This is a genomic window from Mammaliicoccus sciuri (genome assembly GCF_025561425.1).
In the GTDB taxonomy this organism is placed as follows: domain Bacteria; phylum Bacillota; class Bacilli; order Staphylococcales; family Staphylococcaceae; genus Mammaliicoccus; species Mammaliicoccus sciuri_A.
Genome location: NZ_CP094824.1, coordinates 733321 through 747749 on the forward strand (window position 1 = coordinate 733321; position 14429 = coordinate 747749).

The window sequence follows — 14429 nt, forward strand, 5'->3', positions numbered from 1 at the left end:
GTATCGATGCAAAAAATTAAAAAAGCGTATATTAAAAATACACCTCATTCTAAAATGGAACACCATGCAGTTCAAAAACATTCAGATGTTTCAATTGGTGCAGCAGTATATGTTGCATTTCTATTAATCGTAAGTTGTAGTCAAATTGTATTGCATCAAAGACTGAAACAAAATGCTGCACTAGAACGACTCATGATGTTTAATGGCACAAAATTAAAATTATATACGCATTATATATTGACTCATGTCATCTTATTATTCGCGATTGTAGTTATCACGAGCTTACTATTATCATGGTCATTAAGCATCGTATTTTATTTAGTCTTATTGATGACATTGTTTATATATGAAAGTGTCTTAAGTATATTCTTATTTAAAATAGATACGCTTAGTCATAAATTATTTATGTCTATCATATGGTCTATCGCAATAAGTTGTCTTTATTTGTATTTTCAAGTTTAGGAGGTGTACATATGGTTACAATAGAGCATTTATCAAAGAAGTATAAAGATAAAGAAATTTTCCATGACTTTAATACAACATTTAAAGATAAAACACTTACTGTATTGTTAGGGGAAAATGGTGCAGGTAAGTCGACATTACTAAGAATGATTACAGCATTAGAAAATCCAGATAGTGGAGATATCCGTTATTTTGGAAAAAAGTTAAACAATAAAAAAATCAAAGAAATCATAGGTTATATACCTCAAGATATTGCATTATTTGAACATATGACAGTAAATGAAAATATAGAATTTTTTAAAGCATTAAATAAACAACCTATATCTTCAGAACTTATAGAAGATTATTGTAATCAGTTAAATTTATATGAAAGAAAAGCAAAAATTTCTTCGCTTTCTGGAGGAACAAAACGTAAAGTTAATTTATTAATCGGACTGCTCGGAAATCCAAGTATATTAATTTTAGATGAACCAACAGTAGGTATTGATTTGAAATCCAGATTTGATATTCATAAATTATTAAACCATTTAAAAACAACAAGACTCATTATATTAACAACTCACCATTTAGATGAAGTCGAAAGCTTAGCAGATGAAATTAAGTTAATCGGTAAAGATCCATTCTATAGAAATATATTAACCGATAAATCTTGGACATTTGAAGACAGTCTTGTATTGTGAATAATGAAATCGTTAGTAACAAAAGTCGGCGGAATTGTAACTAAGGAAGCCCATAGTAACAAAAGTCGATGGAATTGTAACTAAGCCAACCGTAATTCAAAAAAATCATCACAATTTAAAAACATACTAAGGTTATTCAAACAATGATCTTAGTATGTTTTTTTGATTATATTTATCTGAAATTTTAGAATAAGAAAAACGTATTGCAAAACATATTTTTAAAGTGTATTCTTATTTGTTGTAGTCATCAGTTCATTTGGTGTAGCTGGTGTTGGTGGCGGTGCAACATTTGCTGCTATACTCGTACTTTCAACGTTGAATTTACCTATTGCTTTAGCAGGGGTATTAATTTCAGTTGAACCATTAATCGATATGGGTAGAACAGCATTGAATGTTAATGATTCAATGTTAGCTGGTACAGCTACTGCTAAAATTACAGGACAGTTAGATGAAGAAAAATACAATGACAAAGACTTCAATGAACTTGGAGAATCATATTAATCATTAATTTTATACAGGCACATACTGATACCAATCGTGAATTTCAGTATTGCCTGTTTTTTTATAAAAACTTATTGGTATGCTCGGATATATATTGAAAGCAAATAAATACAATGATAAAGTGATATTAAGGAGTGTGGACACGAGGAGTAGAGATTTATTAAGAATGAATTCCAACAAAAATGGGTTAATAAAATAGAAAATCATAAAGCGTCATTACAAAAACACGCTGAAAAAATGATTTAAATTCAGAATTTCCATATGAAAATATTAATTGGTTAATTGATGAAGGTTATACGAAAATTGTACTTCCAAAATCATATGGTGGCGAAGGTGCAACACCAGAAGATATCATTTTATTCCAAGAAACATTAGGTAGAATTGATGGTGCAACTGCATTAGCCATTGGTTGGCATATGGGTGTAGTTGGTCAAATTAATCAAGAAAAATTATGGACACAAGATTTATTAGATGAATTTGCTGAAGAAGTATTAAATGGTGCGATTGTTAATAGAGCTGTAAGTGAAGCGGAAACAGGCAGCCCAACTCGAGGCGCACGTCCAAGTACACATGCTGATCGTGACGGAGATCATTACATTATAAATGGTGTTAAGACATTTACAACAATGAGTCAAAGGTTAACGCATTTTCTTGTTGGTGCATATGTACCTGAAAAAGAAGCACTCGGTTTCTTTTTAATACCAAGAGAATCTGAAGGTTTATCAATAGCAGAGAACTGGAATATGGTAGGTATGCGTGCTACTGAAAGTCATGATTTAGTGTTAGATGATGTTAAAGTACATGAGAAATACTTAGTAGAAGTTGCAAATGGCCCAAGAGGCAATAATATCAACCCGTGGAATTTACATATTCCAGCAGTATACCTAGGTATTGGGCAAGCAGCACGAGATTATGCTGTTGATTTTGCGAATGAATATAGTCCAGGAAGTATCGATGGCGTCATTGCTGATATTCCAGCTGTTCAACAAAACATTGGTCAGATGGAATTAGAATTAACAACTGCAAGACATTATATATAGTGTAATCAATAAGTATTTAAATCCTTCTATAACAGATGCAGTTATAGATGTTGAATTAGGTGCAGCTAAACATGTTGTTGTGAATCACTCTATTAAAATTATTGATATCGCCATGAGAATTGTTGGTGCGAAAAGCTTACAAATGGAAAGACCGTTACAACGCTATTATAGAGATATAAGAGCTGGCTTACACAATCCACCGATGGATGATGTAACCATTACAAAATTAGCTAAAAAAGCTAGAGAAGAAAGAAGTAAACATCAATAAAAAGATTGGGTTGGGACATAACATCATGTCTCAACCCAATTTTTATTATAATTGATCTGTTTGTATGACTTTTTTACGTCTTGGTTTCATGCCTACTGACATATATAGTACGACAACCAAGATGACAATCATGCCAATAAGTTGCCACAATCCAAATGGTACTTTTAACCATAGAACTGAAGATATAACTGCTGTTACGGGTTCAAGTACACCAAATAATGCAGTTGTTTGTGGGCTAATATACTTCACGCTTTCTAAATACATCCAAAAAGCAAACATCGTTCCGAAAGTGATCACAAAGATGAAATAAATCACACCTTGAACATCTAATAAATGCCAAGGAAATGAAAAGTCTAAGTTAATAATTGAAAGTGCAATACCGCCTATAAACATTGACCAACCGATAACAACAAGAGATGGCCAATTTAAAAATAATTTAACAGCATATACAGTATAAAAAGCAGCTGCACAAGCTGTTAATAATCCCCAAACGATAGCATTTGGAGGGACTGATAATGTGGCATAATCACCATTTGTTAATAATAAGCTCGTTCCAAATAGTGAACACGCAATAATGATAATATCTGTTATTCTAAACTTACTTTTTCTAGTAATTAATAAATAAAGTAATATGACGACTGGTGCTAAAAATTGTAACAAAGTAGCGATCGCAACATTACCTTTATCAATGGTCGCCATAAATGTGTATTGCACACCTAACATGCCGAATAAAGCATAAATAATCAATTGAAATAATGAATGTTTGACTCTAAATATATTTGTTAAAGGATGTTTCTGAATTAATTTTGCAATGAGCAAAAGGAAAAATCCACTTAATATTAATCTTTCAGCTACAAATAATGAAACAGGTAAATGATATTCTGTAAATAACTTTTCAGTAACTGTTCCACCTAATCCCCAAAAAGTAGCGCCAAGCATCACTAATAAAGTACCTTTTAGTTGTTTGTTTTGCACTTATAAGCCCCTCGATTCTAAAAGATGTTAATTAATTAATTTTAGCATTTGATAAATTATTAAACAATAAGTTGAAATGTTTTACTTGCAATTTAATAATATGCGTTCTTATAATGAACATAATGAGTTAAAAGTGAGGTTTCCGCATGAAATTTGTATTCATATCAGTTGGTATACTTGCTACTATATTAGGATTTGCTGGCGCTGTATTGCCGTTATTACCTACAACACCTTTTATATTATTAGCAGTATTTTGTTTTGCTAAAAGTTCAGATAAATTCCATAGTTGGTTAGTAAGCACAAAAGTTTATAAAGAATATGTAGAAGATTTTCAAAAATATAGAGGGTACACATTAAAAAAAAAATTCGAACTGCTTATAAGTGTATATATCGTAGTAGGTTTTTCAATTTGGATGGTCGATCATCTTTATATTCGCATAGGTCTTTGCGTCATGTTATTCTTCCAAACTGTTGTATTATTCACTTTTGTTAAAACTTTACCAAGTAAAAATAAATCATAATATTAAAATATCGATAAAATGACGTAACGTCTTTTATCGGTATTTTTTTGTTGTATTTGCATACATCATTATTATTGTAAAATAGAATAAAAAAGTTATATAAATTTAAAAATTCTATTGCTATATACATTGAAGAGTTATATAATAGACGAAGATGAAAATGAGAGTCATTATCAATTGGGAGGATAATTATGAAGAAACTTTTAGTGCTCATTATGGCTTTAGCATTAGTTGTTGCTGCTTGTGGCAATAAATCTGATGAGAAAGAGAGCAACAGTAAAACAAAATCAAGTAAAGATACAGTAAGTTATAAATTAGACGACGGTAAAAAAATAGATATCCCGAAAAACCCTAAACGTATTGTTGTATTAGCACCATCATACGTTGGTGGCTTATTACACTTAGGTGTTAAACCTGTGGGTGTACCAGCTTCTACAGATCAAACACCAATACTTAAAGATAGAATTAAAGGTATTGAAAAAGTAAGTGAAGACAATGTTGAACAAGTAGCTAAATTAAAACCAGACTTAATCATTACATATAACGCAGATAAAAACTTAAAGAAATATAATAAAATCGCTCCAACAATTCCTTACGACTATGCAAAACACAATTACTTAGACATGCAAGTAGAATTAGGTAAATTAGTTGGTAAAGAAGATAAAGCAAAAGAATGGGTAGCAAAATGGAAAAAAGAAACTTCTAAAGACGGGAAAGAAATTAGAGATAAAATCGGCGAAGATACTACAGTATCAGTTATTGAAGCATTCCAAAAAGACATATATACTTATGGTGAAAACTGGGGTAGAGGAACAGAAGTATTATACCAAGCATTCGGTTTAGCAATGCCAGAAAGCATTGAAAAAGATGTTAAAAAAGATGGATGGAAAAAAATCTCTCAAGAAGAAATTGAAAAATATTCAGGGGATTACTTATTCTTACCAGTAACAAAAGGACAAGCAAAACCAGAATTCACAAAAACTGAATCATGGAAATCAATTCCAGCAGTTAAAAATGATAAAGTCATCGAAATTGATGCACAAACATTCTGGTATAACGATCCATATTCATTAGAAATGCAACGTAAATACTTAAAAGATGAAATTCTTAAAAAAGCTGAATAATCAATAGCAAATGCTATAACACCGATTCTCATTATCAGAATATAAAAAGCAGGGACGTCAGTCTCTGCTTTTTTATTGTTCAGGACATACCGCACGAAGACTGAGAGTGAACATAACCCTGTCAAGTAGACACTAAAAAAAGTAATCAATATGTTGGCTGTGCTTTTATAAGCGCAGCCATTTTTAATGAAATTCTTTTAGAATTATAAAATTTTATATATTCATTTATTTGCTTTGTGGCGTGTTTTATATCATTGAATGTTTGAGATTTGTCTTTGAATACCTCTGATTTGAGTAACCCCCAAAAGCCTTCCATAGGACCATTATCAATACATCTACCTACACGAGACATGCTTTGCTTCATAGAAGCATTTTTAATCATCTCTCTAAATAGAACACTCGTATATTGGAATCCTCTGTCGCTATGAAATATAATGCCTTCGGTATTTCTTTTAATTATGGCTTTGTTAAAGGTATCGTATACAAGCTTATTATTGTTTTGAGATGAGACTACATGGCTGATGACTTTCTTAGCACCTAAATCATAAATAGCGCTTAAATACACTTTAGATCCATTTTTCAATTTAAATTCTGTCACATCTGTTAACCAGACCTTATTAACTTTACTTGTTGTAAATTTTCTGTTTAGGATATTTTGAGAAGTGATTTCTGGCTTACTAAGTTTATATTGCCTTCTCTTTTTTCTAATGACAGCTTTTAATCCATACTTCTTCATAATTCTATATACGCGTTTATGATTAACCTGGAATTTAGTATATAATCTCAGATAAATATAAATTCTTCGATATCCATATATGCCATCATGTTCATGATAAATCCTGAAAATCTCATCTTTTAATTCGTTATTGAATCTTTCAGATTCTGAAACCTCTCTGTTTTTCCATTTATAATAACTTGCTCTCGATATTTCAAGTGCGGCGCATATCCATTTGATTGGATACTTATCTTTTAATGCTTCGATTGTCTTGTATGCTGCTATTTGCTTGATTTTCGATTCATCAACTGCCTCTCTATTTCTTCCTGCTTTTTTAATACCTCATTCTCCATTTGGAGAAATTTATTTCTTTGTTCAAGTGCTTTTATTTTTAATTCAAGTTCTTCTTCTCTAGTTAAAGCTTCAACTGGTTTTCCTTTACCTCTACCATCTACTAAACCAATATCACCATGTTTTTCATACTTTTTTACCCAATTATAGACTTGTGAATAGTTAACTTGGTACTTTTCAGCTGTCTTATTAAAGTCTCTATTATTTTCAATACAATATTTAGCTATTTCAATTCTCTCTTCAAATGTTGTTTTTCTAGTATTCATAGTGTCTACCTCCAGATATGGAAAATAAGATTTATTTTCTTTTCCTTCAGTATACTTTACCACCCAATTTTTTAAAGTAGCATGATGTGAAATATTGTAATAGGCTGCTAGATCTGAATACGTCTTATTAGTCTCTAGATATTCTTTAACAACTTTTTCTTTAAATTCGCGTGTATAGATTTTATTTCGATTCTTATTTATAAGTGCTGTTATACCATGTTGCTTATACACTTTATATTTAAATCGAATCACACTATCACTAATATCTAAATTTAACTTATCAATTATATTTTGAAAGGAATAACCCTTTTCATGCAAATCGAAGATTTCCTGATACAGTTTAACAGGTAGTCTAGTTTTATACATAAAAATACCCCCTATAGAGTTTTAGTTTTTTTAATGTCTACTCTATAGGGAATAATACACTGAAAGATATCGTGCGCTAGAGTACAAAATCAAGATGTAACGCACGAAGACTCTCGAATATTATGCAACAAAAATAAAAAGCAGGGACATCGGCGTCCCTGCTTTTTATATAGTTCATTATTTTGTTTCTTTCACGTATTGATCGTTAATTGTATGAATGGTTAAGCCTACGATATTCTTGTTATGTTTCGCGAATGGTAAGCTTGCTAAGTAACCTACAATAAATGCGATAATGAAACCGATAACGGATACTGTAAATGGTGTGATATCTGTTTTTCCTACAAAGTAAGAAACGATTGCTGCGACGATTAGTCCGATGATAACACCATAAGAATTGGCTTTTTTAGTAAATATACCTACTGCAAACACACCGGCAATTGGTACACCGAATAGTCCTGTTACAAGTAAGAATAAATCCCATGTTTCGTTTGTTTTTTGATTAATTAAGTATAATGATGCCAATGTACCAAAGATACCTGCAAGAATAATGATGATTCTTGCTAATAATACATCATTTTTCGTGTTATTAGTTTTAGAAAATCTTTGTTTTAAATCGACAACCACACATGCTGAAATTGAGTTCAAGCTTGAAGAAATTGTTGATTGTGCTGCAGCAAATATAGCTGCAATTAATAATCCTCCAACAAATGGTGGAATTTGTGTCAGTATGAAATAAGGTACGATAGCTGATGTATTAAATCCTTCTGGTAAAGATGTTACATTATTATAGAAGGAATACAACACAGTTCCCATTCCGTAGAAGATAGGGATTGTAATAAATGCTAATAACCCGTTAGTCCATAATGATTTGTTTGTTGATGATACTGAACCAGTTGTTTGATAACGTTGAACGATATCTTGGCTGGCAGTGTATTGATGTAAGTTATTAAAGATAGAACCAATAAATATGATTGGAATAGCAGCGGCAGCAGTTCCGAATTTCCAGTTATCCATTGAGACAAACTTCTTATCTTGTACAGCTTCATTTAAGACTGTACCGAAGTTCCCATCAATTTGGAAAGCACCTAAGAAAATAACGGCAACAGCACCACCTAATAAGATAATACCTTGAATAACGTCGCTCCAAATAACCCCTTCTATACCGCCCATAAACGTATAGATAACACATAATAATCCAACTAATGCTGCGATTAAATATGGGTTAATATCTGAAACGGAAGTGATTGCTAATGTTGGTAAATAAATAACAATCGCGACACGACCAATATGGAATAATGTAAATGCTAGAGATCCAATAACACGCAATGTGATACCAAATCGTTCTTCCAAATATTCATAAGCAGTTGTTACATCAAGCTTTCTGAAGAATGGAATATAGAAATAAATCAGTAATGGAATAATCGCGATAATGGCGATATTTCCGGCTGCATAAGACCAGTCTGTATTAAATGCTCTTTCTGGTGTTCCCATATAAGTAATCGCACTTAAAGTTGTCGCATAGATTGAGAATCCAACCGCCCATGCAGGGACTCTACCTTTCGCTTTAAAGAACGCGTCTGTATCTTGACCAGCTCTTTTTGTAAAATATACACCTACTAATAACGTTGCAATTAAATATAAAATTAATGCGATCCAGTTTCCTGTACCAAAACCTACTTCATTCATAATATGACATCCCCTTTGTACATCAAATAATTATAAATTGTATTTAGAAACAAGTTCTTTAACTTTTTGGAGTGATGCTTCATCTAATGGCGCGAGTGGTCGTTTAGTCGTACCAGCTTCAATGCCATTTTCATTAAGAACAGCTTTTAAAGTAGGATAAATACCTAAAGCTAATACTTGCTCAATAATATCGTTTGTTTCATGTTGAATTTCATATGCTTGTTCAATTTTGCCTTCTTTAGCTAAATTAAAGATTTGTCTAGCACGTTGTCCATTGATGTTATAAGTTGAACCAATCGCACCATCTACACCTGACACGGCAGCTTGGATAAGCATTTCATCAAAACCAGAAAGTATTAATTTGTCTGGGAATGCTTTTCTAATTCTTTCTAATAAGTAGAAGTCAGCAGCAGTATATTTTATACCGATGATTTTTTCATTTTCGAAAAGTTCTTCAAATTGTTGTATAGATAAGTTAACACCAGTTAATGCTGGAATTGAATAAATGATCATTTCATTTCCAGTAGCTTCAATGATGGCATTGTAATAATACTTGATCTCTTCAAATTTGAATGGGTAATAAAATGGTGTTACAGCTGATAATGCATCATAACCTAATTCTGTAGCAAATTTACCTAATTCGATTGATTCGTTTAAATCTAATGCACCAACTTGTGCGATTAATTTAGCGTCTGAACCTACTTCGTCTTTAACGATTTCAAAGACTTTCTTCTTTTGTTCAGTATTCATTAAGAAATTTTCACCAGAACTACCATTTACATATAAACCATCTACTTGTTGTTTATCGATATTTTGGCGAATGATTTGTCTTAAACCAGATTCTAAAATATTGCCTTCCTCATCAAATGATACGAGTAATGCAGAATATAATCCTTTCATTTAAAAAACTCCTTTATATTTATTAATTGATAATATTGTCGGACTAATTTATAATCATATTGTAAGCGAATACATATTCTTCTGTCAATCGTTTTATTATTTGATACATCACTTATGATAAAATAAATAATTAAGAGGAGGTAGGTAAAATGATGAAACGAACATCGCTCGTTGATGTAGCTGTTGAAAAATTAAAAGAATATATAGCTGAACATCAATTTGGTAATGGAGATAAACTACCTTCAGAGAAAATGCTTGTCGAACAATTAGGGGTGAGTCGCACTGTTGTGAGAGAAGCGATTAGTCGCTTGCAACAAAGTGGTCTTATTCAAGTTAAATCAGGTAGCGGTATGTTTATAACAGAGAAGAATAAACATTTATCAATGCTTTTTGAGTCACATATGAAAGTGCATGGTTTTAAAATTAAAGAATTACTTGAAGTGCGTAAAATATTAGAACTTGGTGCGATACGACTTTTAATAGAAAATAAAATCGTGATCGATGCAAATAAATTAAGAGATTTGAATGATATTTATTATGAGTCTTTCGACAAATCTCAAAAATTTGCGCACTATGATTCAGCCTTTCATGAAACGATTATTATCTTTACTGAAAATCAAACATTAATCACGATGAGTAAAGTTATTAAAGAGTACTTCGATAAGAACCAATTTAATCAAATCGTTGATAAAGAAGACATAGAAAAATCTTACAAAGAACATGCTGATTTAATAGAAGTAATTGAGAAACAAAATTTAACTTTAGCACATGACATTATTAATAAACATCTGTCTAGAGTCGTTGAGTGGATAGAAGAATTGGAGCAAAAATGATGGGTAAATTAGATAAGATTGAAGTCCAAAGTTTGAAGTCGCAAGTATTACAAGAAATTAAACAATATATTTTGGATAAAGGCATGACAGAAGGGGATCGCTTACCGACAGAACGTGCGTTTACTGAAATGTATGGCGTGAGTCGTTCAGTTGTAAGAGAAGCTTTGAGTTATCTCGAACATACAGGTGTCATCGAAACGGTTCAAGGAAGAGGAACGGTCATCAAAGCACCAGATATCTCTAGTTTAGTTGAAGGATTTCTATTTAGTTTTCAAGTTGCAAATGGTTCGAAAAATGATTTACTTTCATTGAGAATTATTTTTGAATGTGCAGCTATTGAAGAAATCGTTAAACTAGATAAAGATATCACTGATTTAAAAGCAATGGTAAATGAAGATGTTATCAATCATTATGAGAATGATAAAGCATTTCATCAAACGTTATTAAGTGCTACAGGAAATGTATTATTCGAACAATTAAGTTCTGTTATTCAGTCCTACTTCTATCATATTGAAGAAGAAGGGAAAGAAATTAATTATATTCAAACGAATGAAATGCATAAGAAAATTATCGACGCAATTGCCAATAAAGATGTTCAATTAGCTAAAGAACTTATGACGACACATTTGTCTATTTAGGAGGATATTATGAAAATTGCAATTGATATAGGTGGCACATTTATTAAAGCTGGCGTAATTGATGACCACCACACATTACATAGTTATCAAAAAATTGAAACACCACATAATAAAGATGGTGGTATTGTTGAAGCGGTTAAGGGAATCGTAGAATCATATACAAAAGAATTTAACTTAAATAAACCTGAAGTTGGTATTTCTACTGCAGGTGTAGTTGATTCACATAAAGGTGAAATTACATATGCTGGCCCTACGATACCATATTACAATGGTACAAATTTTAAACAATCATTAGCACATATTGCTGGTAAAGTAGCTGTTAATAACGATGTATCATGCGCGTTACTTGGTGAATTGTTAACGCTTGATAGAGAAGTTCAATCGATATTTTTAATGACGATTGGTACGGGTATAGGTGGAGCATATTATGAAAATCAATTATTAGAAGGTAAAAAGTATAGAGCATGTGAAATAGGCTATTTACTTTATGACAAAGAAACGAATACAACATATGAAGATAGAGGTTCTACGACAGCTTTAAAAAAATTAATCAGTGCCAATTATAAAGAAGATGTACAAGTCGAGAAATTATTTGATTTGGCGTATCAAAATGATGAAAAAGCTCAAGACATCCTTAATCAATGGGCTAATCATGTTGCAGAAGGTATTGCGCAAGTTCAAATTATGTTTGATCCAGAAATAATACTTATTGGTGGAGGTATTTCTAAACAAGAAGAAAGACTACTTTCATTGATTGAACCATTTATCGATGATTATTTACCAACCGATTATGGTCATGCCAAAATTGAAGTTACTTCAAAGGGAAATGATTCAGCGCTATATGGTGCTATTTCATGTTTATAAAATAATTGTTAACCTATAATTTACAATGGTTAACAATGTGGTATAATATCGTTATCTTATATTAGGAGTGAAAAATTTGAAAACTAAAGATATCGTTATTATAGCAATGTTTACTGCTTTTATTTCTGTATTAGCATTTATACCACCAATTCCATTACCGTTTATGCCGGTACCAATCGTTCTACAAAATATTGGTATCATATTAGCGGGATGTTTATTAGGTTATAAAAGAGGTACATTAAGTGTTATTATCTTCTTATTACTTGTAGCAACGGGACTACCATTATTATCAGGTGGTAGAGGCGGATTAGGTGTATTCTTTGGTCCATCTGCTGGTTATTTATTTGGCTACCCAGTAGTTGCATTTTTAATTGGATTCTTTATAGATAGAAAGTGGAAAGATCTCTCGTTTACATATGCGTTAACAATTAATATTGTCATTGGGGTTCTATTACTCAATTTAATTGGTGGATTTGTGATGGGTGAGTTTATGAATATTTCAATCGCTAAAAGATACATATTAGCAGCTACGTTTTTACCAGGTGATATTGTTAAAGCAATATTAGCAACTATGTTATTATTTAGCTTAAAGAACGTACCCGAAATAAAACGATTAAGAAATACTTAATGAGGTGAATAACGATGGTTTCATTTAAAGATATAGAAACAGATGGAAAGGTTTTGACTGAAACAAATAGGTTTATACATTATCAAACATTGGATAAACCTATTCAGTATGATTCTAACAAAATTGTATATAGAGAAATGCCAGACTTACATACGTTTAAAGCAGATGAAGCAATGTTGAAAGAAATCCATGAAAAAAATAATCAGCCATTTCTTAAATTTGTTTTTCCTGAAAATGAAACAATCGATATTGAATTAAGAGAATATTTAAAATTTCAAGGTTATGAAACAGGTTGGCTAGAATTATATATCAATGCTGAGAAGAACTTTGAAAGTGATGACAATCAAGATATAGAAGTTGTTCGAACGAATGAGGATAACATTGTTGATTTCTTGAACGTATCATATGAACAAGATGAAGCATATGGCAAAGATTATGCAGACCTTAAAGTTGAATTAAATAAAGAACAATTACATCGTGATAATCCAATTCAAGTATTATCTTATTATAAAGGTAAGCCTGCAGGTATGTTGCTTATATGGATGAATGATAAATATGTAGAATTAGATAGCTTTGGTGTTCGAGAAATATATAGAAGATTAGGTATAGGAACGAAAATGCAAGCTTTCGTAGCAGAAATCGCTAAAGATAAACCGATAATTCTTGTAGCAGACGGAGAAGATACAGCTAAAGATATGTATAAAAGACAAGGTTATATTTATAGCGGATTCCAATTTGAAACTTTAAAAGAATACAAATAAAACAGGTTGAGACATTCATGTTGTCTCAACCTGTTTTTATTTATTGTTAGGATTGATTTTGTATTCTAAAAGCGTGGCTATATACATTAAAGCTACCATCTCTTATAAATCCAACTGCCGTTATATTTAAATCGTGAGCTAAGCCAATTGCTAAGTTAGTTGGTGCTGATTTAGACAAGATGATGCCTACACCAATTTTAGATGCTTTGATTAATATTTCCGAGGAAATTCTTCCACTAAAGATAAGTACTTTATTTCTGATTGGAATGTCATGTTCTATACAATAGCCATATAATTTATCTAATGCGTTATGTCTACCTATATCGGAACGATGTAAATAGAAGCCATCTCCATCACTTATGGCAGCATTATGCAAACCGCCTGTTTCTTTGAAAATTTTACTTTCTTCATGTAGTTTATCCATCATAGTTATGATTTGTTGAGGTGTAATGTTTATTCTAGATTGTGACACTTTGGCTGTTACGGCATCGTTATTAAAATAGAACGCTCTACTTTTACCACAACACGAAGAAATCATGCGTTGTGTATTCTTTTTGAAATTGACATCGATCTCTTTAGTGAGTTCTACATGTGCAAAACCTTTAGAATCATCTATTGAAATAGATTTAATTTCAGATTTCTTCTTAATAACCCCTTCAGATGCAATAAATCCGAGCACGAGTTCTTCTAAATCTTTAGGTGAACAAACGATTGTTGCAAACTCTTCTCCGTTTATAATAATCGTAATAGGAAATTCTGTTACGTAACTATCCGTTGTCTCAATAAATTGATCATTTTTGTATTTTAATATTGGCAGATTGTAAGTCATATTTTGCTTCATAATGAGTCC

General features: G+C 31.4%; 14 protein-coding genes and 2 pseudogenes. 11 read left to right on the top strand and 5 right to left on the bottom strand.

Annotation, left to right across the window (positions count from 1 at the left end):
* Positions 1 to 6 precede the first annotated feature (6 nt).
* The 4 genes and pseudogenes from MUA60_RS03610 (at position 7) to MUA60_RS03625 (ending at position 2951) form a co-directional block, all read left to right on the top strand.
* The gene (locus MUA60_RS03610; protein ID WP_262649780.1) at positions 7 to 462 is read left to right on the top strand and encodes a hypothetical protein; all 456 of its coding nucleotides are present in this window, start codon (positions 7 to 9) and stop codon (positions 460 to 462) included.
* A gap of 11 nt (positions 463 to 473) precedes the next feature.
* Positions 474 to 1142, top strand: coding sequence for an ABC transporter ATP-binding protein (locus MUA60_RS03615; RefSeq protein WP_262649781.1), 669 nt, complete (start codon positions 474 to 476; stop codon positions 1140 to 1142).
* Between the two features lie 237 nt (positions 1143 to 1379).
* Positions 1380 to 1643 (top strand): annotated as a pseudogene (locus tag MUA60_RS03620) (cation:dicarboxylate symporter family transporter); the annotation flags it as partial.
* A 159-nt stretch (positions 1644 to 1802) separates the two neighbouring features.
* Positions 1803 to 2951: pseudogene (locus MUA60_RS03625) on the top strand (acyl-CoA dehydrogenase family protein).
* 45 nt (positions 2952 to 2996) lie between these two features.
* Here MUA60_RS03625 and MUA60_RS03630 read toward each other — a convergent pair.
* Complete coding sequence (locus MUA60_RS03630) at positions 2997 to 3926, bottom strand: DMT family transporter (protein ID WP_262649783.1); 930 nt, start codon at positions 3924 to 3926, stop codon at positions 2997 to 2999.
* 146 nt (positions 3927 to 4072) lie between these two features.
* On the opposite strand from MUA60_RS03630, the gene MUA60_RS03635 reads away from it, so the two are divergent.
* The gene (locus tag MUA60_RS03635; protein WP_262649786.1) at positions 4073 to 4447 is read left to right on the top strand and encodes a YbaN family protein; all 375 of its coding nucleotides are present in this window, start codon (positions 4073 to 4075) and stop codon (positions 4445 to 4447) included.
* 191 nt (positions 4448 to 4638) lie between these two features.
* Positions 4639 to 5571: an ABC transporter substrate-binding protein gene (locus MUA60_RS03640; RefSeq protein WP_204196878.1), complete on the top strand. Its 933-nt coding sequence runs from the start codon at positions 4639 to 4641 to the stop codon at positions 5569 to 5571.
* 145 nt (positions 5572 to 5716) lie between these two features.
* Here the strand turns inward: MUA60_RS03640 and MUA60_RS03645 are convergent.
* The 3 genes from MUA60_RS03645 to MUA60_RS03655 form a co-directional block, all read right to left on the bottom strand.
* Positions 5717 to 7269, bottom strand: a protein-coding gene (locus MUA60_RS03645) for an IS3 family transposase (protein ID WP_262648726.1) whose coding sequence is annotated in 2 segments (ribosomal slippage) — positions 5717 to 6592 and positions 6595 to 7269 — 1551 coding nt in all. Because the reading frame shifts where the segments join, the coding sequence is not laid out codon by codon here.
* Positions 7270 to 7446: 177 nt separating this feature from the next.
* Entirely contained in the window at positions 7447 to 8955 is a 1509-nt protein-coding gene (locus MUA60_RS03650) for a sodium:solute symporter family protein (RefSeq protein WP_262649788.1), read from the bottom strand.
* 30 nt (positions 8956 to 8985) lie between these two features.
* Positions 8986 to 9855, bottom strand: coding sequence for an N-acetylneuraminate lyase (locus MUA60_RS03655; protein WP_262649789.1), 870 nt, complete (start codon positions 9853 to 9855; stop codon positions 8986 to 8988).
* 149 nt (positions 9856 to 10004) lie between these two features.
* Here MUA60_RS03655 and MUA60_RS03660 point away from each other — a divergent pair, with 149 nt between their 5' ends.
* The 5 genes from MUA60_RS03660 (at position 10005) to MUA60_RS03680 (ending at position 13579) form a co-directional block, all read left to right on the top strand.
* Positions 10005 to 10688 carry a FadR/GntR family transcriptional regulator gene (locus MUA60_RS03660; RefSeq protein WP_262649791.1) on the top strand — a complete coding sequence of 228 codons (684 nt, stop codon included), beginning with the start codon at positions 10005 to 10007 and terminating at the stop codon, positions 10686 to 10688.
* Entirely contained in the window at positions 10688 to 11326 is a 639-nt protein-coding gene (locus MUA60_RS03665) for a FadR/GntR family transcriptional regulator (protein WP_262649793.1), read from the top strand. Before MUA60_RS03660 ends, MUA60_RS03665 begins: the two co-directional genes overlap by 1 nt.
* Positions 11327 to 11332: 6 nt before the next feature.
* Positions 11333 to 12190 carry an ROK family protein gene (locus tag MUA60_RS03670; RefSeq protein ID WP_262650578.1) on the top strand — a complete coding sequence of 286 codons (858 nt, stop codon included), beginning with the start codon at positions 11333 to 11335 and terminating at the stop codon, positions 12188 to 12190.
* Between the two features lie 76 nt (positions 12191 to 12266).
* Complete coding sequence (locus tag MUA60_RS03675; RefSeq protein ID WP_196307854.1) at positions 12267 to 12818, top strand: biotin transporter BioY; 552 nt, start codon at positions 12267 to 12269, stop codon at positions 12816 to 12818.
* Between the two features lie 14 nt (positions 12819 to 12832).
* Positions 12833 to 13579, top strand: a complete 747-nt coding sequence (locus tag MUA60_RS03680; RefSeq protein ID WP_262649796.1) for a GNAT family N-acetyltransferase — start codon at positions 12833 to 12835, stop codon at positions 13577 to 13579.
* 46 nt (positions 13580 to 13625) lie between these two features.
* Here the strand turns inward: MUA60_RS03680 and fdhD are convergent, their stop codons facing one another.
* On the bottom strand, positions 13626 to 14420 hold the full coding sequence (gene fdhD, locus MUA60_RS03685; RefSeq protein WP_262649798.1) for a formate dehydrogenase accessory sulfurtransferase FdhD: 795 nt from the start codon (positions 14418 to 14420) through the stop codon (positions 13626 to 13628).
* Between the last annotated feature and the right edge of the window lie 9 nt (positions 14421 to 14429).

Coding starts and splice junctions, on each gene's coding strand:
- MUA60_RS03610 (WP_262649780.1), top strand. CDS start 7: ATGCAAAAAATTAAAAAAGCGTATATTAAAAATACACCTCATTCTAAA.
- MUA60_RS03615 (WP_262649781.1), top strand. CDS start 474: ATGGTTACAATAGAGCATTTATCAAAGAAGTATAAAGATAAAGAAATT.
- MUA60_RS03635 (WP_262649786.1), top strand. CDS start 4,073: ATGAAATTTGTATTCATATCAGTTGGTATACTTGCTACTATATTAGGA.
- MUA60_RS03640 (WP_204196878.1), top strand. CDS start 4,639: ATGAAGAAACTTTTAGTGCTCATTATGGCTTTAGCATTAGTTGTTGCT.
- MUA60_RS03650 (WP_262649788.1), bottom strand. CDS start 8,955: ATGAATGAAGTAGGTTTTGGTACAGGAAACTGGATCGCATTAATTTTA.
- MUA60_RS03655 (WP_262649789.1), bottom strand. CDS start 9,855: ATGAAAGGATTATATTCTGCATTACTCGTATCATTTGATGAGGAAGGC.
- MUA60_RS03660 (WP_262649791.1), top strand. CDS start 10,005: ATGATGAAACGAACATCGCTCGTTGATGTAGCTGTTGAAAAATTAAAA.
- MUA60_RS03665 (WP_262649793.1), top strand. CDS start 10,688: ATGGGTAAATTAGATAAGATTGAAGTCCAAAGTTTGAAGTCGCAAGTA.
- MUA60_RS03680 (WP_262649796.1), top strand. CDS start 12,833: ATGGTTTCATTTAAAGATATAGAAACAGATGGAAAGGTTTTGACTGAA.
- fdhD (WP_262649798.1), bottom strand. CDS start 14,420: ATGAAGCAAAATATGACTTACAATCTGCCAATATTAAAATACAAAAAT.